This window comes from Leifsonia sp. RCC_180, assembly GCF_058138205.1.
Genome location: NZ_CP200340.1, coordinates 91,060 through 116,237, shown reverse-complemented (window position 1 = coordinate 116,237; position 25,178 = coordinate 91,060). Strand labels below are relative to the sequence as shown.

Here is a 25,178-nt window from a genome sequence, read left to right as displayed (position 1 = left end):
GTTATCTCTCTCGTTGGACGATCATTTGGCCGAACTCAGCGCGTCTGCGCCGCCGACGATCTCGGAGATCTGCTGGGTGATCTCCGCCTGACGGGCGTTGTTCGCAAGACGCGTGTAGTCGGTGATGAGCTTGTCGGCGTTGTCGCTCGCAGCCTTCATCGCCTTCTGCGTCGCGGCGTGCTTGGACGCGGCGGACTGCAGCATCGCGTTGAAGATGCGGCTCTCGATGTAGACGGGGAGCAGCGAGTCGAGCACCGTCCCCACGTCGGGCTCGAACTCGTAGAGGGGCAGGACCTGAGTGCGGTCCGGCTCCTCCACGCCTTCGACGACCTCCAGGGGCAGCAGGCGGACGACCTGCGGCTCCTGGGTCAGCATGCTGATGAAGCGGTTGTAGATGATGTGGATCTCGTCCACACCGCCGTCGGACGCATCCCGCAGGAAGGACTCGAGGATCGCGTCTGCGACCTCCTTGGCCTGCTCGAACTCGGGGGCGTCCGTGTTCCCGGTCCAGACCCGCTCGAACGAGCGGCGACGGAAGCTGAAGTAGCCCTGGGCCTTCCGGCCGACGAGGAAGTACACGACTTCCTTGCCCTGGCTGCGCAGCAGCTCCGCGAGCTTCTCGGACTCCTTGAGCACGTTCGAGTTGAAGGCGCCGGCAAGACCGCGGTCGGAGGAGAAGATGACGATCGCGGCGCGCTCGATCTTCTCCGGCTCCGTGGTCAGGACGTGGTCGACGTTCGAGTACGTCGCCACCGCCGACACCGCGCGCGTGATCGCGCGGGCGTACGGCGAGCTGGCCGCGACCCGCGCCTGCGCCTTCTGGATGCGGGAGGCGGAGATCAGCTCCATCGCACGGGTGATCTTCTTGGTCGTCTGGGCAGATCTGATCTTCTGCCGGTAGACCCGAAGCTGTGCTCCCATGTCTCTCCTCTGTACCTATTCTCTCGTCGGCTCAGCGCTCAGCGCCGGGCCTTGACGATGCGCTCCTGGTCGACCTCGTCCTCGTCGATGGCCTCGAACTCCTCGCGTCCGACCGAGGCGAGGGGCTTGCCCTCACCGGTCTGGAACTCGAGCTTGAAGGCGTCGACCTCCGAGCCGAGCTTCGCGGCGGTGTCGTCGTCCAGGACGTTCGTCTCACGGAGCGTGGTCAGGATGTCGGTGTTGCGGCGCAGGTGGTCCAGCAGCTCCGACTCGAAGCGCAGGATGTCCTCCACGGCGACCTCGTCCAGCTTGCCGTTGGTGCCGGCCCAGATCGAGACGACCTGCTCCTCCACCGGGAACGGCGAGTACTGCGGCTGCTTGAGCAGCTCGGTGAGGCGTGCACCGCGCGCCAGCTGGCGGCGGCTGGCCGCGTCGAGGTCGGACGCGAACATCGCGAACGCCTCCAGAGAGCGGTACTGCGCGAGCTCGAGCTTCAGCGTTCCGGAGACCTTCTTGATCGACTTCACCTGCGCGTCGCCGCCGACTCGGGAGACCGAGATGCCGACGTCGACCGCTGGGCGCTGGTTGGCGTTGAAGAGGTCGGACTGGAGGAAGATCTGGCCGTCGGTGATCGAGATCACGTTGGTCGGGATGTACGCCGAGACGTCGTTCGCCTTCGTCTCGATGATCGGCAGGCCGGTCATCGAGCCGGCGCCCAGCTCGTCGGAGAGCTTGGCGCAACGCTCGAGCAGACGGGAGTGCAGGTAGAAGACGTCACCCGGATAGGCCTCGCGTCCCGGCGGACGGCGGAGCAGCAGCGAAACGGCGCGGTAGGCCTCGGCCTGCTTCGACAGGTCGTCGAAGACGATGAGGACGTGCTTGCCGCCGTACATCCAGTGCTGGCCGATGGCCGAGCCGGTGTAGGGGGCGAGGTACTTGAAGCCTGCGGGGTCGGAGGCGGGAGCGGCCACGATGGTGGTGTACTCCATCGCGCCGGCGTCCTCGAGCGCGCCCTTCACCGAAGCGATGGTCGAGCCCTTCTGGCCGATGGCGACGTAGATGCAGCGGACCTGCTTGTTGACGTCGCCCGACTCCCAGTTGGCCTTCTGGTTGATGATCGTGTCGATCGCGATCGCCGTCTTGCCGGTCTGGCGGTCGCCGATGATCAGCTGACGCTGACCGCGGCCGACGGGGATCATCGCGTCGATGGCCTTGATGCCGGTCTGGAGCGGCTCGTGCACCGACTTGCGCTGCATGACGCCGGGCGCCTGGAGCTCAAGCTCGCGGCGGCCCTCGCTGGCGATCTCGCCGAGACCGTCGATCGGGTTGCCGAGCGGGTCGACCACGCGGCCGAGGTAGCCGTCGCCGACCGGGACGGAGAGGACCTCACCGGTGCGGGTCACCTCCATGCCCTCGACGATCTCGTCGAACTCGCCGAGCACGACGACGCCGATCTCGTTCTCGTCGAGGTTCTGCGCAAGGCCGAGGGTGCCGTTGGCGAAGCGGATGAGCTCGTTGGCCATCACGCTGGGGAGGCCCTCGACGTGCGCGATGCCGTCGGAGGCGTCGAGGACGTGACCGATCTCGGTGGCCTCGGCCCCGGTGGGCTCGTAGGCGCTGACGAAGTCCTTGAGCGCGTCGCGGATCTCGTCGGGGCTGATCTGAATGTCTGCCATTGTGATTCCTATCTTGAGGCGGTCAGCCCGCCAGCTGAAGCCGGAGTTCGGCCAGACGAGACGCGATGCTTCCATCGATGACGTCGTCACCGATCTGTACGCGCAATCCGCCGATGATCGAGGGGTCGACGACCTGGTTGATCTGCAGGTCGCCGTAGGTGGCGCTGAGGACCGAGCGCAGGCGCTCGATCTGCGCGTCGGGCAGCGGTGTCGCGGCGTAGACCGACGCGATCGTCTTGCCGTGCTGAGCCGCCACGGTGCGGGCGGCGGCGCGGAGGGATTCGCGGACGCTGCGGCCGCGGGGCTGGTCGACGAGCTGGCGCACGATGGCGACCGTCTCCTTCGACGCGCGTCCGCCCAGCAGGCGCTGGACCAGCGCGACCTTGGAGTCGGTGGTGGCCAGCTTGCTCCGGAGAGCGAGCTCGAGGCTCGCATCGGAGGTCACGGCGCCTCCGAAGACGAACAACTCGGCCACGATGTCGACGTTCCGCGGGGCGGAGGTGGCGATCGCGCGGATCCCCAGCTCTTCGATCGCGGCGAGCAGGTCGTCGTGCGACGACCAACGCTGCGCGGTCACCACGCTGAGCAGCTGCACGGCGGGGGCCGACAGCGAGGCGAAGACGCGCTTCACCAGCACGGCCTTCCGCTCACCGGACACCGTCGGGTCGCTGAGGACAGCCCGGAGCTGGGCCGAGTCGGCGACGACTCGTCCTGCTGCGAACAGGTCCTCAGCCGTCGCCAGATCGGCCTTGGACCCCAGGTCGGCGAGTGCCGAGACGGAGCGGGCCAATGCTTCTCTGGTGGCGCTTCCCATCAGTTGCCCGATCCTGCCTTCTGCTCGTCGGCCTCGAGGTCCGCCAGGAAGCGGTCGACGATGGCCTGGGCACGCTTGTCCTCGTCGAGCGCCTCGCGCACGACGGTCGACGCGAGGTCGATCGCGAGCGAGCCGACCTCGCCGCGCAGCTGGACGAGCGCCGTCTGGCGCTCCGCCTCGAGCTGCGCCTGGGCCTGAGCCGTCACGCGAGCAGCCTCGGTCGTGGCGGCCTCGCGGGCCTCCGCGACGATCTTCTGACCGTCGCTACGAGCGGTCTCGCGGATCTTGCCGGCCTCGGCACGCGCGTCGGCGAGCTGAGCGGTGTACTCCTCGAGCAGGGCCTCGGCCTTGCGCTGCGCCTCGTCGGCCTTCTCGATGTTGCCTTCGATCGCCTCGGCTCGCTCATCCAGCAGCTTCTTCATGCGCGGAAGCACGAGCTTCCAGAAGAAGAACAGGATGATGATGAAGCAGATCAGCGCACCGATGATGTCCGGCCACTCCGGGATGAGCGGGTTGTGAGACCCCTCCGCGGCTGCGATCACCACACTCTTAAGCATGGTTCCTCCTTACTGAGTGAGAAAAGAGGACTCAGACGAAGATGAAGTAGGTAGCGATACCGATGAAGGCGAGCGCCTCGGTGAACGCGATACCGATGTACATCAGGACCTGGAGACGGCCGGCCAGCTCAGGCTGACGGGCCACGCCCTCGATGGTCTTGCCGACGACGATGCCCACGCCGATGGCCGGGCCGATGGCGGCGAGGCCGTAACCGACGGTGGCGATGTTGCCGTTGATTGCAGCGATGTCCACTGTGTGTGTTTCCTTCCGTGATGGCGATCCGTGCGGGTGCGCGGATCGTTCTTAGTGTTCCTCGGCGACTGCCAGCTGAATGTAGACAGCGGTGAGCAGTGCGAAGACGTAGGCCTGCAGGACTGCGACCAGGATCTCGAAGAGCGTGAAGACGAAGCCGAAGGCGAAGGTGCCGATGCCGAACAGCGACCACCAGCCGCCCGCGCTGAAGAAGAAGAACGTCGTCGCGGTGAAGAACAGGACGAGCAGCAGGTGCCCGACGACCATGTTCATCAGGAGTCGCAGGGTCAGCGTGATCGGACGCAGGATGAACGTCGAGATGAACTCGATCGGCGTCACGATGATGTACAGGAACCACGGCACGCCGGGCGGGAAGAGCGCGTTCTTGAAGAAGTTCGCCGGGCTCTTCTTGATGCCCGCGTAGATGAAGGTGACGTAGGCCACGATCGCCAGCAGCAGGGGAACCGCGATCACCGAAGTGCCCGCGATGTTCAGGAACGGGATGATGCCTGTGAGGTTGAAGAACAGGATCATGAAGAAGATCGTGGTCAGCAGCGGCAGGAACCGGCGACCGTCCTTCTTGCCCAGCAGGTCTTCCGCGATGTTGACGCGCACGAAGTCGAGGCCCATCTCGACGACCGACTGGAAGCGGCCCGGGATGAGCCGCATCCGGCGCGTGCCGATCCAGAAGATCAGGAGCAGGGCGATCATCGCGATGAAACGGACGACGATGATTCGGTTGAACTCGAGGCCACCGATGGTGAACAGGGTCGGGGGGAAGAACTCGTTGATCGAGGGCCCCTGGAAGCTTCCATCATCGGAGCTTGCGGCCTGGACCAGCAGGTTCACAGCGTTAGCTAACAGCGCTATCTCCTGTTTCGGGGCGTCGAGCCGGTGGGCTCTCGCGACGACGAACGGTGGGACACCCTGCACTTCTCGCGCCCTCAGGGTTTCTCGGGCGCGAACGGGGTGTGGGATCGCTCATAACTCTACAAGAGTTTTCAGCCCATAACGAATTGGATACGGGTCAGCGCTTCTCACCCGGAAGGGTGACGTCGCTGGCGTAAGGAATGCGCGACCGGAACACCACGATCATGTCCACGACGAGCGATCCGATGACGCCCGCTATGAGGCTCAGGAACAGCACGACGGGGTTGATCCAGGGCTGGTCGCGCAGCAGGATCGCGAGCACCAGGAAGAGCACGAACTTCAGGATCCAGCCGCCCAGCACGATCCCGAAGAATAGCCCCACGAAGATGTCCGAGCCGATGAAACGGTTCGCGATGAGGATGCTGAGAGCAGTGATCGAGAGGAAGACCGCGGCCATCAGCGTGCCGATGAGCGCGCTGGTCACGCCGATCCATCCGGCGAAGAGGCCGCCGAGCAGCATCCCGACGACCGCGATCACGCCGGCGAGGATCAACCCGTACTTCAGGACGTCACGAAGGACGGGCGTGGAAGTCGGCTGCGCTGGCGGCTGGGCCGGGGTGGCACCATCGGGGTGCTGGGTCATCGGGGCTCCTCGGTCAAGGCGGGCTGGTCGTGCGGCTCGGATCGGCTGCGAGTGGCTTCGCTCGCTTCGTCGAGCTGGTCGAAGCGTGCGGTCTCGGCCGCCTCGCGGCTACCGGCGGGTGCGAGCTCGGCCACCGCCTCGTTCGCCTTGCGGCGGCTCAGCGGCGCGAGCGTGAACGCGGTGCAGACCACCAGGCCGATCGCGACGAAGACGATCGCCATCCAGTACGGGTCGAAGAAGAACAGCAGGCAGCCGATCGACAGGACCGCCGTCCACGCGTAGAAGATGAGTACCGCGTGCAGGTGGGTGTGGCCCATGTCGAGCAGGCGGTGGTGCAGGTGCTTCCGGTCGGCGCTGAACGGCGACTTGCCCGCGCGCAGGCGCCGGATGACGGCCAGCCCGAAGTCGAGCAGCGGCACGACGAGAACCGCGAACGGCAGGATGACCGGGATGAACGCGGGGACCAGCGACGACTTGCCCAGCGTCTGCAGCGCCTCGGGGTTGATGGTGCCCGTCACCGAGATCGCCGAGGTCGCCATCAGCAGGCCGATCAACAGCGCTCCGGCATCCCCCATGAACATCTTCGCCGGATGCCAATTGAGCGGAAGGAAGCCCGCGCACGCGCCGACCAGGATGGCCGCGATCACGCCGGCGAGGCTGAAGTAGTTCTGCGGGCTGATCTCGCGCTGCAGCAGGTAGGTGTAGACAAGGAACGTGCCGTTCGCGATGAGCGCCACGCCCGCAACCAGGCCGTCGAGGCCGTCGATGAAGTTGATGGCGTTCATCACGAGCACGATCGCGAACAGGGTGATGATGATCGACATCACCGGCGAACCCACGGTGAGGCCGCCGATCGGCAGGGAGTAGATCTGCACGCCCAGCCACGCGACGAGGCCGGCGGCCACGAACTGCCCGGCCAGCTTCGTCATCCAATCGAGGTCCCAGATGTCGTCGGCGACGCCGATCACGACGATCAGAAGCGAGGCGCCCAGGATCGCGAGGATCGGGCCCTGATCGGAGAAGATCAGGCCGAGCACCCCGAACTGGCTCGAAAGCAGCCACGAGACGCCGAAGGCGACCAGGATGCCGAGGAACATCGCGACACCGCCGAGCCGGGGCGTCGGCCGGGTGTGCACATCCCGTGCCCGGATCTTCGGGTACAGCCGGTAGCGCATCGCCAGTTTGTAGACGACGAACGACATCCCGAACGTGATGACGGCCGAGATCAGAGCGAGGGCGAGGAGGAGGGTCACGGGGCCGCATCCGAGGCGGCCGGCTCCTCGAGGGCATCGCCGACGACCTCGCGGAGCTGGTCGAGGGAGATGACCCCGTGCCGCAGGATACGCAGGCCCCCGGCGCCCGCGGCCAGCGCGGTCGCGTCGACGATCGTCGACGACGAGTCCTTGCCCTCGACGCGATCGTACTCTGAGCCCGCTTCTCCCCCATCCAGATAGACGGAGATCGACTCGCCCAGCATGGCCTGCGCCTCCGCGGCGGTGCGGGCGGCCGGGCGACCGGTCAGGTTTGCGGACGACACCGCGAGCGGTCCGGTCTCCGAGAGCAGCTCCAGCGCGATGTTGTCCTTCGGCATGCGCAACGCCACGGTTCCCTTGGTCTCGCCCAGGTCCCACACCAGCGACGGGGATGCGGGGAGCACGATGGTCAGCCCGCCCGGCCAGAACGCCTTCACCAGCGCATCCACCTCGTCCGGCACACGCTCCGCGAGCGCGGCCAGCGTCGGGATGCCGGGGACGAGCACCGGAGGCGGCGACTGGCGGCCGCGTCCCTTCGCCTCAAGGAGTCGCTGAACCGCGGCCGGACTGAACGCATCCGCCGCGACGCCGTAGACGGTGTCGGTGGGGATGACGACGAGTTCGCCGCGTCCGATCGCCGCCCGGGCGAGACGCATACCGGTGAGCAGCTCGGAGTCGACCGAGCAGTCGTAGATGGGAGCCATGACGGCTCAATGATAGCCGGGGCATCGACCCCCAGACTGGGAGGACGATACTGGAGCAGATGGATGTCTACTTCTTCGACTGCGACAAGACGCTCTACGACTACGACTTCCACAAGCGGCTGCCGAAGCTCGCGGAGCTCGGAGGCGTGAGCCAATACCGGCTGGCCTCCACCTGGTGGGCCGGCGGTTTCGAACGGGCGGCGGAGATCGGCGAGTACTCCACCAGCGAGGAATACCTGGCAGCGTTCGCGGAGGTCACCGGTGCTCACCTGTCGCTCGAGGAGTGGCAGGAGGCCCGCAAGGCGGCGATGACCCCGATCCCCGGATCCATCGCCGCGCTCAAGGAGGCCGCATCCCTCGGGACGGTGTCGCTGCTCTCGAACAACCCCATTCCCTTCAAGGACTCGCTGCCCGTGCTCACTCCCGAGATCGTGGACGTGCTGCAGGACAACGACCTCGTCTCCGCCGTGCTCGGCGCACGCAAGCCCGAGCGCCGCATCTACACGCGTGCGCTCGGGCGGTTCGGGGTGGACCCGGCCGACGCCATCCTGTTCGACGACTCCGCGGCGAATGTGGAAGGCGCACGCGCCTGCGGGATGCACGCCCACCAGCTCGTCAAGCACGAAGACGGCACCTTCGACATCGAGGGCCTCCTGGACGCCCTCCACGCCTTCGCCGCCCGCCCCCGCTGAGTCCCACGCCAACAGCTCCTGAGTTTTTCGGCCGACACGCCGTGCCGGACCGGAAAAACTCAGGAGCTGTTGGCTTGGGGATGGGGATGGGTACGAGTGGGACTAGCGACGTCCGGCGGAGCGGCGGAAGAGCCAGGCCGCCCAGACGTAGGCGCCCACGATGATCAGCGCGCACCAGCCGAGCGCCCACCAGAGGTCGCTGCCGGGGTCGCGACCGAACAGGAGGGCGCGGATCGTCTCGATGATCGGCGTGATCGGCTGGTTCTCGGCGATCCACTGCAGCCACGACGGCATCGTGTCGGTCGGCACGAAGGCGCTCGACAGGTAGGGAAGGAACAGCAACGCGAAACCGTACCCGCTCGCCGCCGTCGGGCTCTTCGCGGCGAGGCCCAGACCTGCGTACAACCACGTGATGGCCAGGATGAAGAGGGCGACGACGCCGAGAGCGCCCGCCCACTGCAGCACATCGGCGGTCGGCCGGAAGCCCACCAGCAGCGCCACCGCGATGACCACGCCGGTCGCCAGGAGGTTGCGCAGCAGGCTGGCGACGACGTGCCCGGTCACCACGCCACGCGAACGCAGCGGCATGGTGCGGAAGCGGTCCACGATCCCGTCGCTCATGTCGCGCGCGACATCCACCGCGGTGCTGGACGCGCCGAATCCCGCACACAGCAGGATGATGCCCGGCACGACGTACTGCACGTAGCCGCCCTCCGCATCGAGCGCGCCGCCGAAGACGAACGTGAACAGCAGCATGAGCATCACCGGCAGCACGATCGCCATGGTGAGGGCTTCGACGTCGCGCAGCGAGTGGCGGATGCTGCGGCCGACGAAGACGAGCGAGCTGGTGAGCGGGGTGACGGGCCGCTCGGGGCGGACGGGGAGGGTGAGGGCGGTCATCGGACGGCCTCCTTCGAGGTGTCGGTGGTGGGATGGGATGTGCTGTGGTTGGAGTTCTGGCCGGTCAGCGCGAGGAACGCGTCGTCCAGCGACGGCGTGCGGATGCCGATCGATCCGCCGGTGACACCGAGCGCATCCAGCTCGTCGATCGCTGTGCGCAGCGCCTCGATGCTGCCGTCGGTCGGGAGCTCGCGGACGATGTCGCCGCCCGCATCCCGGAGCTCGACGACCTCGCCGCCGACCCGCGCCTTGAGCTCGTCCGCGGTGCCCTCGGCGACGATCACGCCGTGGTCGAGCACCGCGATGCGATCGGCCAGCTGATCCGCCTCCTCCAGGTACTGCGTGGTGAGGAGGATGGTGGTCCCGCGACGGGCGAGGTCATGGATGATGTCCCACAGCGTCTGCCGGCTGCGGGTGTCGAGGCCTGTCGTCGGCTCGTCGAGGAAAATGACGGGTGGGGTCGCGACGAGGCTGAGGGCCAGGTCGAGGCGGCGCCGCATCCCGCCCGAGTAGGTGGCGACGCGTTTGCGTGCCGCCGGTCCGAGGTCGAAGCGCTCGATGAGTTCCGCCGCCCGGCCGCGGGCCTCGGTGCTGTTGAAGCCGACGAGCCGCGCCATCATGCGCAGGTTCTCCTCTCCGGTGAGCACGCCGTCCACCGCGGCGGCCTGGCCGGTGACGCTGATCGCCCGGCGGATGCCGTCCGGGTCGGTCGCGAGGTCGTGTCCCGCCACCGTCACGGTGCCCTCGTCGGGCCGGACGAGCGTGGAGAGGATGGTGATGAGCGTGGTCTTGCCTGCCCCATTGGGGCCGAGGAGCGCGAACACGCTTCCCGCCTCCACGCGGAGGTCGATTCCGTCGAGGACGGTCTGCGCGCCGTACGACTTGCGCACGCCTGTCAGCTCGATCGCTGGTCCGGTCATGGTGTTCCTTTCGACTGTGTGTCACGTAAACTGTTTATGCCGCATACGATTGTTTAAGTGATACACAGTTCTAGGATGAGTGTCAACACACACTTCGGAAAGGCGCCGCAGATGCCAGAAGACGTCGAGGAGGCGCTCCCCCGTGCCGTCGCGCTCAGCTGGGGCGTGGCCGAGCATCCACAGCGCGGGCCCAAACGCGAGTTGAGCATCGAACGGATCGTGGACACCGCGATCGAGGTGGCCGACACGGATGGGCTCGGTGCGGTGTCGATGAGCCGCATCGCGACCGAGCTGGGCTTCACGACGATGTCGCTGTACCGGTACGTGACCAGTAAGGACGATGTGCTGGCGCTGATGCAGGATGCGGTCTGCGCCATCCGCATCCCGCCGGACGACGAGTTGGCCGCGCGCGGCGGGAACAGCCCCGAGCAGTCTGCGGACTGGCGCGCCGGTCTCCGACAATGGGCCATGGCGAGCATCGAGGTGATCCAGGAGCACCCGTGGTTCCCCGACATCCCGATCAGCGGCATCCCCCTGATGCCCAACAACCTGGCCGTGCTCGACTGGGGACTGCGCGAGATGCGCGACCTGCCGCTGACCGACGCCGAGAAGATGTCGACGGCGTTGCTGCTGTCGTCGTACGCCCGGGCCATCGCGGTCGTCGAGCGCGACGTCGGCCGGTCCCAGTCCGCGGACGCCCCCGCCGCCCACGGCGAGGCGTTCACCGCCGCTCTTTCCGAGCTGGTCACGCCCGAGCGTTTCCCGGACCTCGCGCCGCTCGTCGCCTCCGGCGCCTACGCCGACTCCGACGGGGCCGACGAGCAGGACGACTTCGCCTTCGGGCTGGAGCGCATCCTCGACGGGATCGAGACCTACGTAGCCGGGCGCCGTAGCGGGGAGCCGGTCACCGCGTTCGAGGAGCGTCCCGACGCGGTGCCGCGCGACAAGGCGGTGCGGGAGGCCGCCAAGGCCCGCCGGGAGGCCGAATCGAAGCTGCGCGAGGCCCGGAAGAACGAGCGGGAGGCGATCGCCCGCGCCCGTGAGCGTGCCGCCCGGGAGGCCGAGCGCGAATCCCGCTGAGCCTCTCCGACCGCAGCGGGTCAGATGTAGATCGCGGGGTCGACCCAGTCCTCGCCGGCGATCAGCTCATGACCGGAGCGCGGGCGGGCGCGCGCGGGCACGCCGACGAGCAGCGACTCGGGGGGCGCATCCCGCGTGACGACGGCGTTGGCGCCGATCACCGAGTGCGCTCCGATCCGGATGGCCCCGAGCACCTTGGCGCCCGCGCCCACCACGACGCCGTCCTCGATCGTGGGATGCCGTTTGCCATGACCGCTCCCCCGGCCGCCCAGCGTGACGCCGTGGTACAGCATGACGTCGTCGCCGATCCACGTCGTCTCACCGATGACCACGCCCATCCCGTGATCGATGAAGAACCGCCTGCCGATGCGCGCACCGGGGTGGATCTCGATCCCGGTCAGGAAGCGCGTGAACTGCGACAGGAAGCGTGCAGGCGTGCGCAGGCCGCTTGTCCACATCCGGTGGGCGATGCGGTACGCCCAGATTGCGTGGAGCCCCGAGTAGGCGACGGCCATCTCGAAACTCCCGCGCGCGGCAGGGTCGTGCCTGCGCGCGTTGCGGATGTCCTCGCGCGCTCGGAAGATCGGCACGCCGCTAGTCCAGCAGGTCGGCCCAGAGCGGCGTGGAGATGTACCGCTCGCCCGTGTCGCACACCACCGCCACGATGGTCTTGCCCGCGTTCTCCTGCCGCTGGGCCAGCTGCAGAGCGGCCCAGACGATCGCACCGGACGAGATCCCGGCGAGGATGCCCTCCTCGCTCGCCAGCCGCTTCGCCACGTCGAGCGCATCCTCGAACGACACATCGACGACCTCGTCGTAGACAGTGGTGTCGAGGATCTCGGGGACGAAGTTGGCGCCCATCCCCTGGATCTTGTGCGGGCCCGGCTTCCCACCGTTCAGGATGGGCGAGTCCAGCGGCTCGACGGCGACGACCTTCACCTCGGGCTTGCGCTCCTTGAGCACTTGGCCGACACCCGTGATGGTACCGCCGGTTCCGACGCCCGCGACGAAGATGTCGACCCCGCCGTCGGTGTCCGCCCAGACCTCCTCGGCCGTGGTGGCGCGGTGGATGGCCGGGTTGGCCTCATTGGCGAACTGCTGTGCCCAGATCGCGTTCTCGGTGTTCGCCACGATCTCCTGCGCCGTCTCGACCGCGCCGCGCATCCCGTCGGGCCCAGGGGTCAGCACGATTTCGGCGCCGAACGCGCGCAGCAGCACGCGGCGCTCCTTGCTCATGGTCTCCGGCATCGCCAGGATCACCTTGTAGCCGCGGGCCGCTCCGACCATCGCCAGAGCGATGCCGGTGTTGCCGCTGGTCGCCTCCACGATCGTGCCGCCGGGGGTGAGCGCGCCCGCCTTCTCGGCCGCGTCGACGATCGCGACGCCGATGCGGTCCTTCACGCTGCCGGCCGGGTTGTAGAACTCCAGCTTGGCGAGGATCGTCGCGTCGACGCCCTCCGTGAGGCGGTTCAGGCGCACGAGCGGGGTCCGCCCGACAGCCTCGGTGACGTTGTCGTAGATGTGACCTGACATGGCCTCTTCCTTGGGGAATCCGGTGGATGGGAGCGCCTCACCACTCTAGACGCCGCAGTGCTTCGGCGAAGGCCCGTGACGGGCGGTAGGCTCGTCGGGCGATGACCCCCGAAGCCCCCGAAACGCCCCTGCCCGAGACCCCCGCCGTCGCCGTCCGTGACCTCCGCGACGACGCCGTGGCGCAGCTTTCGCGCGCCGGCGTCCCCGACCCAGAGGTGGATGCCGAGCTGCTGATCGGCCACGTGCTGGGGGTGGGCCGCGGTCGCGTTCAGGCGCTCATCGTGATGGATGCGGAGGCTTCGCCCGAGGATGCGTCGCGGCTGCGGGAGTTCGTCGAGCGACGCGCTGCGCGCGAGCCGCTGCAGCACATCACGGGGCGCGCGCCCTTCCGCTCGCTCGAGCTGAACGTCGGGCCCGGAGTGTTCGTTCCGCGTCCGGAGACCGAGCAGGTGGCGCAGTTCGCGATCGATGCGCTGCGCGCCGTCCCGACGCCCGAGCCGGTCGCAGTCGACCTCGGCACCGGCAGTGGCGCCATCGCGCTGGCCCTCGCGACCGAGGTGCCGCACGCCCGCGTCTACGCCGTCGAGAATTCGCCGGAAGCCTTCATCTGGGCCCGGCAGAACATCGACGAGGTCGGCGCCGAAAACCTCACGCCGGTGTTCATCGACCTCGCCGACGCCCTCCCGCAGCTCGACGGCACGGTCGACGTGGTCATCTCGAACCCGCCCTATGTGCCCGACGACGCCATCCCGCGCGACCCGGAGGTGCGCCTCCACGACCCGCATGCTGCGTTGTACGGCGGACCAGACGGCCTGGATGTCGTGCGCACGATCTCCCGCGTCGCCCAGCGCCTCCTGCACCCGGGCGGAACCCTCGTGCTGGAGCACGGCGAGCTGCAGGGTGCGGCGATCCGCGAGCTGCTCACGGCCGACGGCTGGCGCGCCGCGGCGACCCACCGCGACCTGACGACCCGCGACCGCGCGACGACCGCCCTCCGCTGAACCGGGGGGTCAGTCGTTGGCCAGGTCGGCCAGGCGCGATTCTTCGTCGGCGAGGATGTTCGACTCGATGACCGGGTCGAGGGCTCCGTTCATGACGGCGTCGAGGTTGTAGGCCTTGTAGCCGGTGCGGTGGTCGGCGATGCGGTTCTCGGGGAAGTTGTACGTGCGGATGCGCTCGGAGCGGTCCATGGTGCGGATCTGGCCCTTGCGGAACTCCGCTGCCTCCGCATCCGCCTCCTCCTGCTGCCGTGCAAGCAGTCGGGCACGAAGCACGCGCATCGCGGCCTCACGGTTCTGCAGCTGGCTCTTCTCGTTCTGCATGGACACGACTATGCCGGTGGGGACGTGCGTGATCCGCACCGCCGAGTCGGTCGTGTTGACGGACTGACCGCCGGGCCCGGACGACCGGAACACATCGATCTTGAGGTCGTTCTGGCTGATGTCGACCTCCTCCGGCTCGTCCACCTCCGGGAACACCAGCACGCCGGCGGCCGAGGTGTGGATGCGTCCCTGCGACTCCGTGGCGGGCACCCGCTGCACGCGGTGCACGCCGCCCTCGTACTTCAGGTGCGCCCACACGCCCTCTGCGGGGTCGGTCGAGTTGCCCTTGAAGGCGACCTGGACATCCTTGATGCCGCCGAGGTCGCTGGAGGTCTGCTCGATGATCTCGGCCTTCCAGCGCTTGGAGTCGGCGTAGTGAAGGTACATGCGCAGCAGGTCACCCGCGAACAGGGCCGACTCGGCGCCGCCCTCGCCCATCTTGATCTCCATGATCACGTCACGGGAGTCGTTGGGGTCGCGCGGGATCAGCAGCCGGCGAAGACGCTCCCCCGTCTGCTGCACGTTCTCCTCCAGGCCCGGGATCTCTTCCGCGAACGCCGCGTCCTCCGTGGCGAGCTCGCGTGCCGCCTCCAGGTCGTCCGTCAGCTCCTTCCACTCGTTGTAGGCCGCGACGATCCGGCTGAGCTCGGCGTAGCGCCGGTTGACCCGCTTGGAGCGCACAGGATCGCTGTGCAGGTCCGGGTCGGAGAGCTGCTGCTGCAGGTCGTCGTGCTCGGCGATGAGGGTGTTCACCGATTCGAACATGGGGTCTTCTTTCTGCGGGAGGCCAGGGAACGCCGAAGCGCCCGCCCACCGTGCGGAAGGCACGGCGGACGGGCGCTGAACGCTGCTAGCGGTGGTCGTTCTCGTGGCCGTGCGAGTGCGCGGCGCCGCGGCCGTTGGTCGGCTCGGGCATCGACTTCTGCACCTGCATGAGGAACTCGACGTTGCTCGAGGTCTCCTTGAGGCGGCCGAGGACGATCTCGAGGGCCTGCTGCTGGTCGAGCCCGGCGAGGGCGCGGCGCAGCTTCCAGGTGATCTTGACCTCGTCCTGGCCCATCAGCATCTCCTCGCGGCGCGTGCCGGAGGCGTTGACGTCGACGGCCGGGAAGATGCGCTTGTCGGCCAGCTGGCGCGACAGGCGGAGCTCCATGTTGCCGGTGCCCTTGAACTCCTCGAAGATGACCTCGTCCATCTTGGAGCCGGTCTCCACCAGCGCCGAAGCGAGGATGGTCAGCGAGCCGCCGTGCTCGATGTTGCGGGCCGCGCCGAAGAACCGCTTCGGCGGATACAGCGCGGACGCGTCCACGCCACCGGAGAGGATGCGGCCCGACGCCGGAGCGGTCAGGTTGTAGGCGCGACCTAGGCGGGTGATCGAGTCGAGAAGCACGACGACGTCGTGGCCCAGCTCCACCAGGCGCTTCGCACGCTCGATGGCGAGCTCGGCGACGGTGGTGTGGTCCTCGGCAGGACGGTCGAAGGTGGAGGCGATGACCTCGCCCTTCACCGTGCGCTGCATGTCGGTGACCTCTTCCGGACGCTCGTCCACCAGAACGACCATGAGGTGGACCTCGGGGTTGTTGGCGGTGATCGCGTTGGCGATCTGCTGCATCACGATGGTCTTGCCGGCTTTCGGCGGCGCGACGATGAGGCCGCGCTGGCCCTTGCCGATCGGGGCGACCAGGTCGATGATCCGCTGGGTGACCTTGCTGGGCTCGGTCTCCAGACGCAGGCGCTCCTGCGGGTACAGCGGAGTCAGCTTGCCGAACTCGACGCGCGCCGCGGCCTCCTCCGGGGTCTGCCCATTGATGGAGTCGACCTTGACCAGCGCGTTGTACTTCTGGCGGCTGTTGTTCTCGTTGTCGCGCGGCTGGCGGATGGCGCCGACGACGGCGTCGCCCTTGCGCAGGCTGTACTTCTTGACCTGGCCGAGCGAGACGTACACGTCGCTCGCACCCGGCAGGTAGCCGGTGGTGCGGACGAACGCGTAGTTGTCGAGCACATCCAGGATGCCGGCGACCGGGATGAGGACGTCGTCGTCGGTCAGCTCGGGCTCGAAGTCGTCGCCGACGACCCCGCCACGGCGCTTGCGGTTGCGGTCGCGGTAGCGGCCCGCGCGCTCGCCTTCGGCCTGCTGCTCCGCGTTCTGTCCGCGGTTCTGCTGGCCCTGGCCCTGCTGCTGGCCGCCCTGCTGCAGGTCCTTCGGCTGACCCTGGGCCTGGTTCTGGCCCTGGTTCTGGTTCTGGCCCTGCTCGTTCTGCTGGGCGTTGTTCTTGTTGCGATTGCGGTTGCGGCGGTTGCGGCCCTGGCCCTGCTGCTCGCCTGCGTTGTCGCCCTGTTCGCCCTGCTGACCGTCGGCCTGCTGGTCGGACTGCTGCGCCTGCTGGCCCTGGTCGGCCTGCTGGGCATCGCGGCCCTGGTCGGCGTTCTGGTCGTTCTGGCCACCCTGGCCACGTCCGCGGCGACGGCGGCCGCCGCCCTGGTTCTGGCCGTTGCCCTGGTCGTCCTGGGCGCCGTTCTGGCTGTTCTGGCCGTTCTGCTGGCCGCGCGCCTGCTCGCGGGAGGCGAGAGCCGAGTCGAGCAGCGCATCCACATCGGGGATGAGCGACTCGACGCCGGTGGCGCCGGAGTTGACGTGGGCGTCGGCTGCGACGCCGGTGGCGCCGGTGGCGCCGGCGGCGATTCCGGTGCCATCAGGGCTGGAGACGCGGCGCGAGCCGCGACGACGGCCACCGGTGGCCGGCTCGGCGGACGCATCCGCCTGCGGGAGCACCGGGTCGCCCACGGTCGGCTCGACGCGCTCGGCCGGGGCCTCCTCGGCGACGAGCGGCTCAGCGATGAGCGGCTCGGTGAGCACCTGGGACGCAGCGGCAGCCAGCTCGGGCTCGGCGGCGTTCACATTCTCGGCCGGCTCGGCGGAGTCGGTCGCGTCGGCGTCAGTGGCGCCGTCGGCCGGAGCGGATGCGGCGCGTGCTGCGCCGATCGCCTCGACCAGCTCGCCCTTGCGGAGCCGGGTCGCGCCCTGGAGTCCGAGCTCGGCGGCGAGAGCTTGCAGCTCTGCCACCTTGAGCGTGGCCAGGTCGCTGGTGTCCACGCCCCCGGCGTGGAGTTTGACATCTGTCACGGAAGAGGGTCCTTTCCCCCGGCGCGCCTTCTGCGCGCCGTCTGTGGAAGCTTCGTCACATGAACTGCCTGTACGCGCTGCGTTCGGATCCGCGCTACGTCGCCGCCCCGATACCCCGTCAGGGGGTACCCGGGAAGGCAGGCAGGAGTGACGGCATGATTGCTAGGAGATCACCCGGAAGCTGGATTCGCTCGTGACGCGGGTTCTTCGGGTGCGAGTGCAGTTTACCACCTCGGCGGCAACGCTCTCGACGCTACGCGACAGGTGTGTCCGACCGTGTCGCCGACTCGTCCAGCACGCGGCTCACGGTCGCGCCCTTGAAGTCGACGGCGAGCATCAGCGGCTGCCAGCGGGTCTGCGCCGACTCCTCGACGAGCTTCGCCGCGGCCAGCCGCTGGCTCGGGTCGCTTCCGAGCACCAGGATCGAGGGCCCCGCTCCCGAGACGACGGCCGCGAAGCCGTTCTCGCGCAGCAGGGTGATCAGGCGGTTCGTCTCCGGCATGGCCGAGGCGCGGTAGCTCTGGTGGAGCTTGTCCTCGGTGGCCGCGTGCAGCAGCTCGGGGCTCTGGATGAGAGCCGCGACCAGCAGCGCGGAGCGGGAGACGTTGAACACGGCATCCTCGTGCGGCACGGACTGCGGCTGCAGGCTGCGCGCGAGGGCCGTGGACATCACGTGCTCGGGCACGAGCACCAGCGGCGAGACGCCGCGGTGCACGATGAGCTTCTTGAAGCGGGGACCCTCGGGCGTGACCCAGGCGATCGTGAGGCCGCCGAACAGGGCGGGCGCCACGTTGTCCGGGTGCCCCTCCATATCGTTGGCCAGGGCGAGGAGCTGCTGCGCGTCGAGGTCCACGACGCCGTCCAGGAGTCCCTTCGCAGCCATGATGCCGGAGACGATCGCGGCGCCGGAGGAGCCCATCCCCCGGCCGTGCGGGATGCTGTTGCGCGCCCGCAGCGACAGGCCGGGCAGAGGCACGCCGACCGCGTCGAAGGTGTGCGCGATCGCGCGGACGACGAGGTTGCTCGCATCGGTCGGGACCTCGCCCTCGCCGACGCCGGTGACCTCGACGGTCGCGCCCGGTTCGTCGCGGACCGACACCTCCAGCTCGTCGTACAGCGCGAGCGCGAGGCCGAGCGTGTCGAATCCCGGTCCAAGGTTGGCGCTCGTCGCCGGAACCTTGACCGTGACCGTGCGGCCGCGGAGGTCCGGCGAGGTCACGCGGTGGCCTCGGCCGGCTGAAGGCCGAGCACGTCGGCGATCGCGGCGGTGTCGACCGGCACGATGGTCGGCTGCACGTCGGAGCCGTCCGCCGTGCGGAGAGCCCACTGCGGGTCCTTGAGGCCGTGGCCGGTGACCGTCAGCACGACGGTGGACCCGGCGGGGATGATGCCCGCCTCCGAGCGCTCCAGCAGCCCTGCGACGCTGATCGCGGACGCGGGCTCGACGAAGATGCCCACCTCGGCGGAGAGGATGCGGTGCGCCTCGAGGATCTTGGTGTCGTCGATCGCGCCGAACCAGCCCTCGCTGTCGTCGCGAGCGTTGAGCGCGAGCTCCCACGATGCGGGGTTGCCGATGCGGATGGCGGTCGCGATGGTGTCGGGGTCCTTGACGGCGTGGCCGAGCACGATCGGGGCGCTGCCCGCGGCCTGGAAGCCGAACATCCGGGGCAGCTTGGTCGACTCGCCGCGCTGCAGCTCCTCGGTGTAGCCGCGGTGGTACGCCGTGTAGTTGCCGGCGTTGCCGACCGGGACGAGGTGGAAGTCGGGGGCGTCGCCGAGCGCCTCGACGACCTCGAATGCGGCCGTCTTCTGGCCTTCGATGCGGTCGGGGTTCACGGAGTTCACCAGGTGCACCGGGTAGTTGGTGGCGAGGTCGCGGGCGATGTCGAGACAGTCGTCGAAGTTGCCCTGCACCTGCAGCAGCTGCGCGTTGTGCGCGATGGCCTGGCTGAGCTTGCCCATTGCGATCTTGCCCTCGGGCACCAGCACGACGGCCTGGATGCCGGCGTGGGTCGCGTAGGCGGCGGCCGAGGCCGAGGTGTTGCCGGTTGAGGCGCAGATGACGGCCTTCGCGCCGTGCTCGACGGCCTTCGAGATCGCCATGGTCATGCCGCGGTCCTTGAACGACCCGGTCGGGTTCATGCCCTCGAACTTGACGTAGACGTCGGCTCCCGTTCGCGCGGAGAGCGCAGGGGCCGGGATGAGCGGCGTGCCGCCCTCGCCCAGTGTCACGATCGGAGTGGCGTCGGAGATGTTCAGGCGGTCCGCGTACTCGCGGAGGACGCCGCGCCACTGACGACTGTAGGCCTTCGGCTGGGGCATTACGATCCTTCGACTCGGAGAACGGAAGAGATGGCGATCACGACGTCGCTGGCCGCGAGAGCCTCGACGGTGGCCGCGAGTGCGGCCTCCTCGGCTTCGTGGGTGCCGATGACCAGGGTAGCGGTGGCCCTGCCGCCGCCGTGAATCGGGCCGTCGCCCGGCGACGCGGAACCGGCCACGACGACCGGTCCGGTGTGGCTCGGAACCGACTGCTGCACGGTCTCGACGCTGACGCCGCCGTCGCTCAGGATGCGCGCGACCGCGGCCAGCACGCCGGGCTGGTCCTTCACATCCAGAGTGATCTGGTAGCGGGTGACGACGCGGCCGATGTCGAGCACCGGGAGGTCGGAATGGGTGGATTCGGCGACGCCCGGTCCGCCGACGACGTGGCGGCGGGCGGCGGAGACGACGTCGCCGAGCACGGCGGATGCCGTCTCGACGCCACCGGCGCCCGCGCCGTAGAACATCAGGTCGCCGGCTGCGGCCGACTGCACGAAGACGGCGTTGTGCGCTCCGTGGACGGCCGCGAGCGGGTGGTCCCTGCTGATCAGCGCCGGGTAGACGCGGGCTGAGACGCCCTCCTCCCCCGTCTCCGGGTCGGTCAGCCTCTCGCAGATCGCCAGGAGCTTGATCACCGCGCCGGCCTCGCGCGCCGCATCCACCTGCGCCTTGCTCACGCTCGTGATGCCCTCGCGGTAGACGCGGTCGAGCGGGACCACCGTGTGGAACGCCAGGCTGGCGAGGATGGCGGCCTTCTGCGCGGCGTCGTACCCGCCGATGTCCGCGGTCGGGTCCGCCTCGGCGTAGCCGCGCTCGGTGGCGGTCGCGAGCGCGTCAGGAAGGGTCTCGCCGTTCACATCCATCCGGTCGAGGATGAAGTTGGTGGTGCCGTTGACGATGCCGAGGATGCGGTTGATCCGGTCGCCCGCGAGGCTGTCGCGGAGCGGGCGGATGATCGGGATGGCTCCGGCGACTGCCGCCTCGTAGTACAGCTGCGCGCCCACCTGCTCGGCGGCGTCGAACAGTTCGGGGCCGTGGGTCGCCAGCAGCGCCTTGTTGGCCGTGATCACGTCGGCGCCGGAGTTCAGCGCCTCCAGCACGTAGCCGCGGGCCGGCTCGATGCCGCCCATGAGCTCGACGACGATGTCGGCGCCGAGGATGAGGGAGGAGGCGTCGGTCGTGAACAGCTCGTGCGGCAGGTCGGTGTCGCGCGGGGCATCCACGTCGCGGACGGCGATGCCCACCAGCTCCAAGCGTGCTCCGACGCGGGAGGCGAACTCGTCGCCCTGCTCCAGGAGCAATCGCGCCACCTGGGAGCCGACGGAGCCGGCCCCGAGCAGGGCGACACGGAGGTTTCGGTACTCGATCATGCGTGGCTGCGCTCCTTCGACGCGGACTCGGTGGAGGCCGCGCCCCGATAACCGGTGTCGCGCGCGAGGAGGTCCTCGATGGTCTCGCCGCGGACGATGACCCGGGCCTCCCCGTCGCGCACCGCCACGACAGGCGGGCGTCCGATGTGGTTGTAGTTGCTCGACAGGGGCCAGCAGTAGGCCCCTGTCGCGGGCACCGCGAGCAGGTCGCCCGGCTCGACGTCGCCCGGGAGGTACTCGGCGTTCACGACGATGTCGCCGCTCTCACAGTGCTTGCCCGCGACGCGCACCAGGGCCGGCGCGGTCGACGAGATGCGGCTCGCGATCCTGGCCGAGTACTCGGCCTCGTACAGCGCGGGCCGGGCGTTGTCGCTCATCCCGCCGTCCACGCTGACGTAGCGGCGGATGGCGGTCTCGCCGTCGTCCTGGAAGACGACCGGAACATCCTTCGTGGTACCGACGGTGTACAGGGTGAGGCCTGCGGTTCCGATGATCGAGCGGCCCGGCTCGAAGGCGACGACCGGCGTCGGGATGTCGAGCTCCTCGCATCCCGCAGCCACCGTCTCGGCGATGCGGCGCGCGAGTTCTTCGATCGGGGCGGGATCGTCGGCGGCCGTGTACGCGATGCCGAAACCGCCGCCGAGGTTAAGCTCAGGGACGTCTCCCCCGGCCAGCAGCTGCTTGTGCAGGGTCAGCAGGCGCGCGGCCGACTCCGCGAAGCCGTCCGCACCGAAGATCTGCGAGCCGATGTGACAGTGCAGTCCGCGGAAGGCGAGGGAGGCGTGCGAGCGGATCTCCGCCACCGCCTCGAGCGCGTGCTCCAGCGCGATGCCGAACTTCTGGTCTTCGTGCGCGGTCGCCAGGAACGCGTGCGTGTGGGCGTGCACGCCGCTGTTCACGCGCAGCCGGACACTCTGCCGGACACCGTGCCGCGCCGCAGCCTCGGCGACCCGGCCGATCTCCTGGATGCTGTCGATTACGATGGCGCCGATGCCGACCTCGACCGCGCGATCGATCTCGGCGAGCGACTTGTTGTTGCCGTGGAAGCCCAGGCGCTCGGGGTCGACGCCGGCGGCCAGGGCCACGGCCAGCTCGCCGCCGCTGCACACGTCGATGGAGAGGCCGGCCGCGTCCATCCACTTGGCGACCTCGATGCTCAGGAAGGCCTTGCCCGCGTAGTAGACCTTCGCGGCCGTGCCGATGTCGGCGAACGCATGATCGAACGCCTCGCGCACCTCGACGGCGCGCGACCGGGCGTCCTGCTCGTCGATCACATAGAGCGGTGTGCCGAAGCGCTGTGCGAGTTCACTCGCGCGGACCCCTCCGACGACGAGCTCGCCGTCTGCGCGGGCGATGGTGCGCGACCAGAGGCCGCGAACGAGCGCGTTCGCGTCGTCGGGGACATGCAGCCAGGACGGGGCGAGCGGGTTGGGTGGTGCCTCGGATCGTCCGACGACGGAGACAGGATCAGCCATAGGGAACCTCACGGGTGGCGACGAGTGGGGGTCTCCTAGGCGAGCGGACCCGGGTTGGCCCCTGAAGCCGGTGGAGATGACAGAAGAAGTCTATCCAGGCGCCGCGGCCCGCTCGGTGCGTGTTACGAACAGCTCCCCTTGCTGTTCATGAACTTCTCGTCGAGGACGAAATCACTAGCGGTCAGCTGCACCGTCGCGCGACCCGGTGTCACCGCGATGTCGGAGACCTGGACGCCCTCCGGCAGGTACTGCGCCGCGCACACGGGGAACGGTCCCTGCGAGGTGAGCGCCTGCAGCAGGCGGTCGAGGTTCACGTTGCCTGCGCCCGTCTTCAGCGACGCTTTCTCCGGCTGGAGCAGCACCTGGTCGCCCGCCGCCTTCGGCGTCGCCGTGACGGTGTAGCCGACGGGGAGCCCGAGCAGATCGAGGGTGCCGTCGTAGCCGACCGTCCCGTCGTTCAGGGTGATGCCGCCGGTGGCGCCCGGGATCTGCACCAGCTTGTTCAGCGAATCCTGGCTGATGGACAGGGTCCCGGTCGCATCCGCGATCGGCTTCGAGAAGTCGGCGGGGACGCCCGTGGCCACGACCTTCGCGCTCAGCGGCGCGCCCTTCACGACCAGCTTCGGAGCTTCGAGCTCGACGCTCTGGAACGAGCCGGAGAGGTACTGCTGGAGCACGGAGAAGCCGCCGATGTGCGTCGTCACCTGGCCCTGGATGTCGGACGGCAGCTTCTTCTCGATCTCGGCCGACACCCGCTGCTCGGCGTAGGCGCGCAGCGCGGTGTCCACCACCACGAGCAGCACGACGACCACCACGACCGGGATGCCGATCGCGAGCAGCAGCCGCAACGGCCGTCGCCGGCGCCGGGCCGGCTGGTCGGGCTGGTCGGGTGTGGGGAGCACCTGCGTGGTGTTGTCGCTCATCCGCTGGTCACATCCGTTCGGTCGTCGCGGTTCGTGCCGTTTGCGTCATGCTCGGCCGGTCACATCCGGTCGGGCGCGGACACCCCCACCAGCCCGAGGCCGTTGCGGATGACCTGGCCGGTGGCGTCGTTCAGCCACAGGCGCGTGCGGTGCAGGTCGGTCACCGGCTCCTCGCCGTGCGGGAGCACGCGCGTCGAACCGTCCCTCACTGCGTACCACGCGTGGTACAGACCCGCCAGCTCTTCGATATAGCGGGCGACGCGGTGCGGCTCACGCAGCTCGGCCGCCTGGGCGACCACGCGCGGGAACTCCTGCAGACCGCCGAGTAGCGCCGACTCCGTCTCGTGGGTCAGAAGCTCGGGCGCGAACGTGCTGCGGTCGACGCCTGCCTTCTCGGCGTTCGCCGCGACCGAGCGGGTGCGGGCGTGGGCGTACTGCACGTAGAAGACGGGGTTGTCGTTGCTGCGCTTGGTCAGCAGGTCGAGGTCGATGTCGAGCTGCGAGTCGGTGGAGGAGCGCACCAGGGCGTAGCGGGCGGCATCCACGCCCACGGCATCCACCAGGTCGTCGAGCGTCACGATGGTGCCCGCGCGCTTGGACATGCGGACCGGCTCGCCGTCCTTCACCAGGTTCACCATCTGGCCGATCAGGATCTGCAGGTTGACGTTCGGAACGTCGCCGAACGCCTCCACCATCGCCATCATGCGGCCGATGTACCCGTGGTGGTCGGCGCCGAGCATGATGATGTTCTGCTCGAAGCCGCGCTCCCGCTTGTCGAGGTAGTAGCCGAGGTCGCCCGAGATGTACGCTGGCTCGCCGTTGGAGCGGATGACGACGCGGTCGCGGTCGTCGCCGAAAGTCGTGGTGCGCAGCCAGATCGCGCCGTCCGCCTCGAAGATGTGGCCCTGCTCCTGGAGGCGCGAGATGGCACGCTCGACCGCGCCGGACTCGTGCAGCGAGTCCTCGTGGAAGTACACGTCGAAGTCGACGCCGAACGCGTGCAGGCGCTCCTTGATCTCCTGGAACATCAGCTGGGTGCCCGCCGAGCGGAACACCTCCTGCTGCTCCTCGCGCGGCAGGGCGGCGAGGTCGCCGTCGTACTGCGCGACCACGCGGTCCGCGATCTCGTGGATGTAGCCGCCGCCGTAGCCGTCCTCCGGCGTCGGCTCGCCGAGGTAGGCGGCGAGGAGGCTCCGGGCGAAGCGGTCGATCTGCGAGCCGTGGTCGTTGAAGTAGTACTCGCGGGTCACATCCGCGCCCTCGGCCTGCAGGATGCGCGCGAGGCTGTCGCCGACAGCAGCCCAGCGGGCGCCGCCCATGTGCACAGGGCCGGTCGGGTTGGCGGACACGAACTCCAGGTTCACGCTCAGCCCGTTGTAGACATCGCCGCGGCCGTACGCCTCACCGGCCTCGACGATGGTCTGGGCCAGCTGGCCGGCGGCCGCGGCCTCCAACCGGAAGTTGATGAAGCCGGGGCCCGCGACCTCGGCGGAGGCCACCCCGTCGATCCCGGCTGCGGCAGCGGCGATCTGCTCGGCGAGCTCGCGCGGGTTCGCCCCCACCCTCTTCGCGAGGCGCATCGCCACGTTCGATGCCCAGTCGCCGTGGTCGCGGTTCTTCGGGCGCTCCAGCGGCACGTCATCCACCGTGAGAGTGAGGTTCGGGATGTCGGCGCCGGCCTCTCGTCGCTGCCCGACCACCGTCGTCATGATGTCGAGAAGGGCGGCGGAGAGGTCAGCGGGAGTCATGAGGAACGATTCTACCGGGAGCCGGGAGGGCGCTCCCCGCGCGAGTCGCCTTCACCGCTTCAATTGATAGGGTCATCG

24 protein-coding genes are annotated in these 25,178 nt (G+C 68.9%); 3 read left to right on the top strand and 21 right to left on the bottom strand.

Going from position 1 to position 25,178, the window contains the following annotated elements; genetic code table 11:
* Positions 1-21 precede the first annotated feature (21 nt).
* The 9 genes from AB7E03_RS00605 to AB7E03_RS00565 all read right to left on the bottom strand — a co-directional run bounded on the left by AB7E03_RS00605 (position 22) and on the right by AB7E03_RS00565 (position 7,691).
* Positions 22-921 (bottom strand): F0F1 ATP synthase subunit gamma, encoded by a 900-nt coding sequence (locus AB7E03_RS00605; protein ID WP_441782832.1) that lies wholly within the window; start codon positions 919-921, stop codon positions 22-24.
* Positions 922-959: 38 nt separating this feature from the next.
* Positions 960-2,597 (bottom strand): F0F1 ATP synthase subunit alpha, encoded by a 1,638-nt coding sequence (gene atpA / locus AB7E03_RS00600; protein ID WP_489938328.1) that lies wholly within the window; start codon positions 2,595-2,597, stop codon positions 960-962.
* 22 nt (positions 2,598-2,619) lie between these two features.
* Positions 2,620-3,411: a F0F1 ATP synthase subunit delta gene (locus AB7E03_RS00595; RefSeq protein ID WP_489938326.1), complete on the bottom strand. Its 792-nt coding sequence runs from the start codon at positions 3,409-3,411 to the stop codon at positions 2,620-2,622.
* Positions 3,411-3,968, bottom strand: coding sequence for a F0F1 ATP synthase subunit B (locus tag AB7E03_RS00590; RefSeq protein ID WP_489938324.1), 558 nt, complete (start codon positions 3,966-3,968; stop codon positions 3,411-3,413). The genes AB7E03_RS00595 and AB7E03_RS00590 overlap by 1 nt, the downstream gene beginning before the upstream one ends.
* A 31-nt stretch (positions 3,969-3,999) precedes the next feature.
* Complete coding sequence (gene atpE / locus AB7E03_RS00585; protein WP_064111451.1) at positions 4,000-4,221, bottom strand: ATP synthase F0 subunit C; 222 nt, start codon at positions 4,219-4,221, stop codon at positions 4,000-4,002.
* A gap of 51 nt (positions 4,222-4,272) precedes the next feature.
* A complete protein-coding gene (gene atpB / locus AB7E03_RS00580; RefSeq protein WP_489938321.1) occupies positions 4,273-5,070 on the bottom strand; it encodes a F0F1 ATP synthase subunit A in 798 nt (265 codons plus the stop codon).
* Between the two features lie 178 nt (positions 5,071-5,248).
* The gene (locus AB7E03_RS00575) at positions 5,249-5,734 is read right to left on the bottom strand and encodes a Cg1360 family ATP-synthase-associated protein (protein WP_489938319.1); all 486 of its coding nucleotides are present in this window, start codon (positions 5,732-5,734) and stop codon (positions 5,249-5,251) included.
* On the bottom strand, positions 5,731-6,987 hold the full coding sequence (locus tag AB7E03_RS00570; RefSeq protein WP_441782838.1) for an MraY family glycosyltransferase: 1,257 nt from the start codon (positions 6,985-6,987) through the stop codon (positions 5,731-5,733). The genes AB7E03_RS00575 and AB7E03_RS00570 overlap by 4 nt, the downstream gene beginning before the upstream one ends.
* On the bottom strand, positions 6,984-7,691 hold the full coding sequence (locus AB7E03_RS00565) for an L-threonylcarbamoyladenylate synthase (protein ID WP_489938317.1): 708 nt from the start codon (positions 7,689-7,691) through the stop codon (positions 6,984-6,986). Before AB7E03_RS00565 ends, AB7E03_RS00570 begins: the two co-directional genes overlap by 4 nt.
* Before the next feature lie 59 nt (positions 7,692-7,750).
* Here AB7E03_RS00565 and AB7E03_RS00560 point away from each other — a divergent pair, with 59 nt between their 5' ends.
* Positions 7,751-8,383 carry an HAD family hydrolase gene (locus AB7E03_RS00560; RefSeq protein WP_489938314.1) on the top strand — a complete coding sequence of 211 codons (633 nt, stop codon included), beginning with the start codon at positions 7,751-7,753 and terminating at the stop codon, positions 8,381-8,383.
* A gap of 102 nt (positions 8,384-8,485) precedes the next feature.
* Here the strand turns inward: AB7E03_RS00560 and AB7E03_RS00555 are convergent, their stop codons facing one another.
* Both AB7E03_RS00555 and AB7E03_RS00550 read right to left on the bottom strand, forming a co-directional pair.
* Positions 8,486-9,283, bottom strand: coding sequence for an ABC transporter permease (locus tag AB7E03_RS00555; RefSeq protein WP_489938312.1), 798 nt, complete (start codon positions 9,281-9,283; stop codon positions 8,486-8,488).
* A complete protein-coding gene (locus AB7E03_RS00550) occupies positions 9,280-10,203 on the bottom strand; it encodes an ATP-binding cassette domain-containing protein (protein ID WP_489938310.1) in 924 nt (307 codons plus the stop codon). The genes AB7E03_RS00555 and AB7E03_RS00550 overlap by 4 nt, the downstream gene beginning before the upstream one ends.
* 111 nt (positions 10,204-10,314) lie before the next feature.
* Between AB7E03_RS00550 and AB7E03_RS00545 the strand changes: the two genes are divergently transcribed.
* Positions 10,315-11,283 carry a TetR/AcrR family transcriptional regulator gene (locus tag AB7E03_RS00545; RefSeq protein WP_489938308.1) on the top strand — a complete coding sequence of 323 codons (969 nt, stop codon included), beginning with the start codon at positions 10,315-10,317 and terminating at the stop codon, positions 11,281-11,283.
* Between the two features lie 20 nt (positions 11,284-11,303).
* On the opposite strand, the gene epsC is transcribed toward AB7E03_RS00545, so the two are convergent.
* Together epsC and cysK are read right to left on the bottom strand one after the other, a co-directional pair.
* On the bottom strand, positions 11,304-11,873 hold the full coding sequence (gene epsC, locus AB7E03_RS00540) for a serine O-acetyltransferase EpsC (protein ID WP_489938306.1): 570 nt from the start codon (positions 11,871-11,873) through the stop codon (positions 11,304-11,306).
* A gap of 4 nt (positions 11,874-11,877) precedes the next feature.
* Positions 11,878-12,816, bottom strand: coding sequence for a cysteine synthase A (cysK, locus tag AB7E03_RS00535; protein WP_489938304.1), 939 nt, complete (start codon positions 12,814-12,816; stop codon positions 11,878-11,880).
* A gap of 101 nt (positions 12,817-12,917) precedes the next feature.
* Between cysK and prmC the strand changes: the two genes are divergently transcribed.
* A complete protein-coding gene (gene prmC / locus AB7E03_RS00530) occupies positions 12,918-13,817 on the top strand; it encodes a peptide chain release factor N(5)-glutamine methyltransferase (RefSeq protein WP_489938302.1) in 900 nt (299 codons plus the stop codon).
* Between the two features lie 9 nt (positions 13,818-13,826).
* Here the strand turns inward: prmC and prfA are convergent, their stop codons facing one another.
* From prfA to argS, 8 genes are all read right to left on the bottom strand, one after another.
* Positions 13,827-14,903, bottom strand: a complete 1,077-nt coding sequence (gene prfA / locus AB7E03_RS00525) for a peptide chain release factor 1 (protein ID WP_489938300.1) — start codon at positions 14,901-14,903, stop codon at positions 13,827-13,829.
* A gap of 85 nt (positions 14,904-14,988) precedes the next feature.
* Entirely contained in the window at positions 14,989-17,262 is a 2,274-nt protein-coding gene (gene rho, locus AB7E03_RS00520; protein ID WP_489938298.1) for a transcription termination factor Rho, read from the bottom strand.
* A gap of 253 nt (positions 17,263-17,515) precedes the next feature.
* Positions 17,516-18,481, bottom strand: coding sequence for a homoserine kinase (thrB, locus tag AB7E03_RS00515; RefSeq protein ID WP_489938296.1), 966 nt, complete (start codon positions 18,479-18,481; stop codon positions 17,516-17,518).
* Positions 18,478-19,584 (bottom strand): threonine synthase, encoded by a 1,107-nt coding sequence (thrC, locus tag AB7E03_RS00510; protein WP_489938294.1) that lies wholly within the window; start codon positions 19,582-19,584, stop codon positions 18,478-18,480. The genes thrB and thrC overlap by 4 nt, the downstream gene beginning before the upstream one ends.
* Positions 19,584-20,954 carry a homoserine dehydrogenase gene (locus tag AB7E03_RS00505; RefSeq protein WP_489938292.1) on the bottom strand — a complete coding sequence of 457 codons (1,371 nt, stop codon included), beginning with the start codon at positions 20,952-20,954 and terminating at the stop codon, positions 19,584-19,586. Before AB7E03_RS00505 ends, thrC begins: the two co-directional genes overlap by 1 nt.
* Positions 20,951-22,429: a diaminopimelate decarboxylase gene (lysA, locus tag AB7E03_RS00500; protein ID WP_489938290.1), complete on the bottom strand. Its 1,479-nt coding sequence runs from the start codon at positions 22,427-22,429 to the stop codon at positions 20,951-20,953. The genes AB7E03_RS00505 and lysA overlap by 4 nt, the downstream gene beginning before the upstream one ends.
* Before the next feature lie 122 nt (positions 22,430-22,551).
* A complete protein-coding gene (locus AB7E03_RS00495) occupies positions 22,552-23,352 on the bottom strand; it encodes an LmeA family phospholipid-binding protein (RefSeq protein WP_489938288.1) in 801 nt (266 codons plus the stop codon).
* Between the two features lie 59 nt (positions 23,353-23,411).
* Entirely contained in the window at positions 23,412-25,100 is a 1,689-nt protein-coding gene (argS, locus tag AB7E03_RS00490; protein ID WP_489938286.1) for an arginine--tRNA ligase, read from the bottom strand.
* Positions 25,101-25,178: the final 78 nt, after the last annotated feature.

Coding starts and splice junctions, on each gene's coding strand:
- AB7E03_RS00605 (WP_441782832.1), bottom strand. CDS start 921: ATGGGAGCACAGCTTCGGGTCTACCGGCAGAAGATCAGATCTGCCCAG.
- atpA (WP_489938328.1), bottom strand. CDS start 2,597: ATGGCAGACATTCAGATCAGCCCCGACGAGATCCGCGACGCGCTCAAG.
- AB7E03_RS00595 (WP_489938326.1), bottom strand. CDS start 3,411: ATGGGAAGCGCCACCAGAGAAGCATTGGCCCGCTCCGTCTCGGCACTC.
- AB7E03_RS00590 (WP_489938324.1), bottom strand. CDS start 3,968: ATGCTTAAGAGTGTGGTGATCGCAGCCGCGGAGGGGTCTCACAACCCG.
- AB7E03_RS00575 (WP_489938319.1), bottom strand. CDS start 5,734: ATGACCCAGCACCCCGATGGTGCCACCCCGGCCCAGCCGCCAGCGCAG.
- AB7E03_RS00565 (WP_489938317.1), bottom strand. CDS start 7,691: ATGGCTCCCATCTACGACTGCTCGGTCGACTCCGAGCTGCTCACCGGT.
- AB7E03_RS00560 (WP_489938314.1), top strand. CDS start 7,751: ATGGATGTCTACTTCTTCGACTGCGACAAGACGCTCTACGACTACGAC.
- AB7E03_RS00555 (WP_489938312.1), bottom strand. CDS start 9,283: ATGACCGCCCTCACCCTCCCCGTCCGCCCCGAGCGGCCCGTCACCCCG.
- AB7E03_RS00550 (WP_489938310.1), bottom strand. CDS start 10,203: ATGACCGGACCAGCGATCGAGCTGACAGGCGTGCGCAAGTCGTACGGC.
- AB7E03_RS00545 (WP_489938308.1), top strand. CDS start 10,315: ATGCCAGAAGACGTCGAGGAGGCGCTCCCCCGTGCCGTCGCGCTCAGC.
- cysK (WP_489938304.1), bottom strand. CDS start 12,816: ATGTCAGGTCACATCTACGACAACGTCACCGAGGCTGTCGGGCGGACC.
- prmC (WP_489938302.1), top strand. CDS start 12,918: ATGACCCCCGAAGCCCCCGAAACGCCCCTGCCCGAGACCCCCGCCGTC.
- prfA (WP_489938300.1), bottom strand. CDS start 14,903: ATGTTCGAATCGGTGAACACCCTCATCGCCGAGCACGACGACCTGCAG.
- thrC (WP_489938294.1), bottom strand. CDS start 19,584: ATGCCCCAGCCGAAGGCCTACAGTCGTCAGTGGCGCGGCGTCCTCCGC.
- AB7E03_RS00505 (WP_489938292.1), bottom strand. CDS start 20,954: ATGATCGAGTACCGAAACCTCCGTGTCGCCCTGCTCGGGGCCGGCTCC.
- lysA (WP_489938290.1), bottom strand. CDS start 22,429: ATGGCTGATCCTGTCTCCGTCGTCGGACGATCCGAGGCACCACCCAAC.
- AB7E03_RS00495 (WP_489938288.1), bottom strand. CDS start 23,352: ATGAGCGACAACACCACGCAGGTGCTCCCCACACCCGACCAGCCCGAC.
- argS (WP_489938286.1), bottom strand. CDS start 25,100: ATGACTCCCGCTGACCTCTCCGCCGCCCTTCTCGACATCATGACGACG.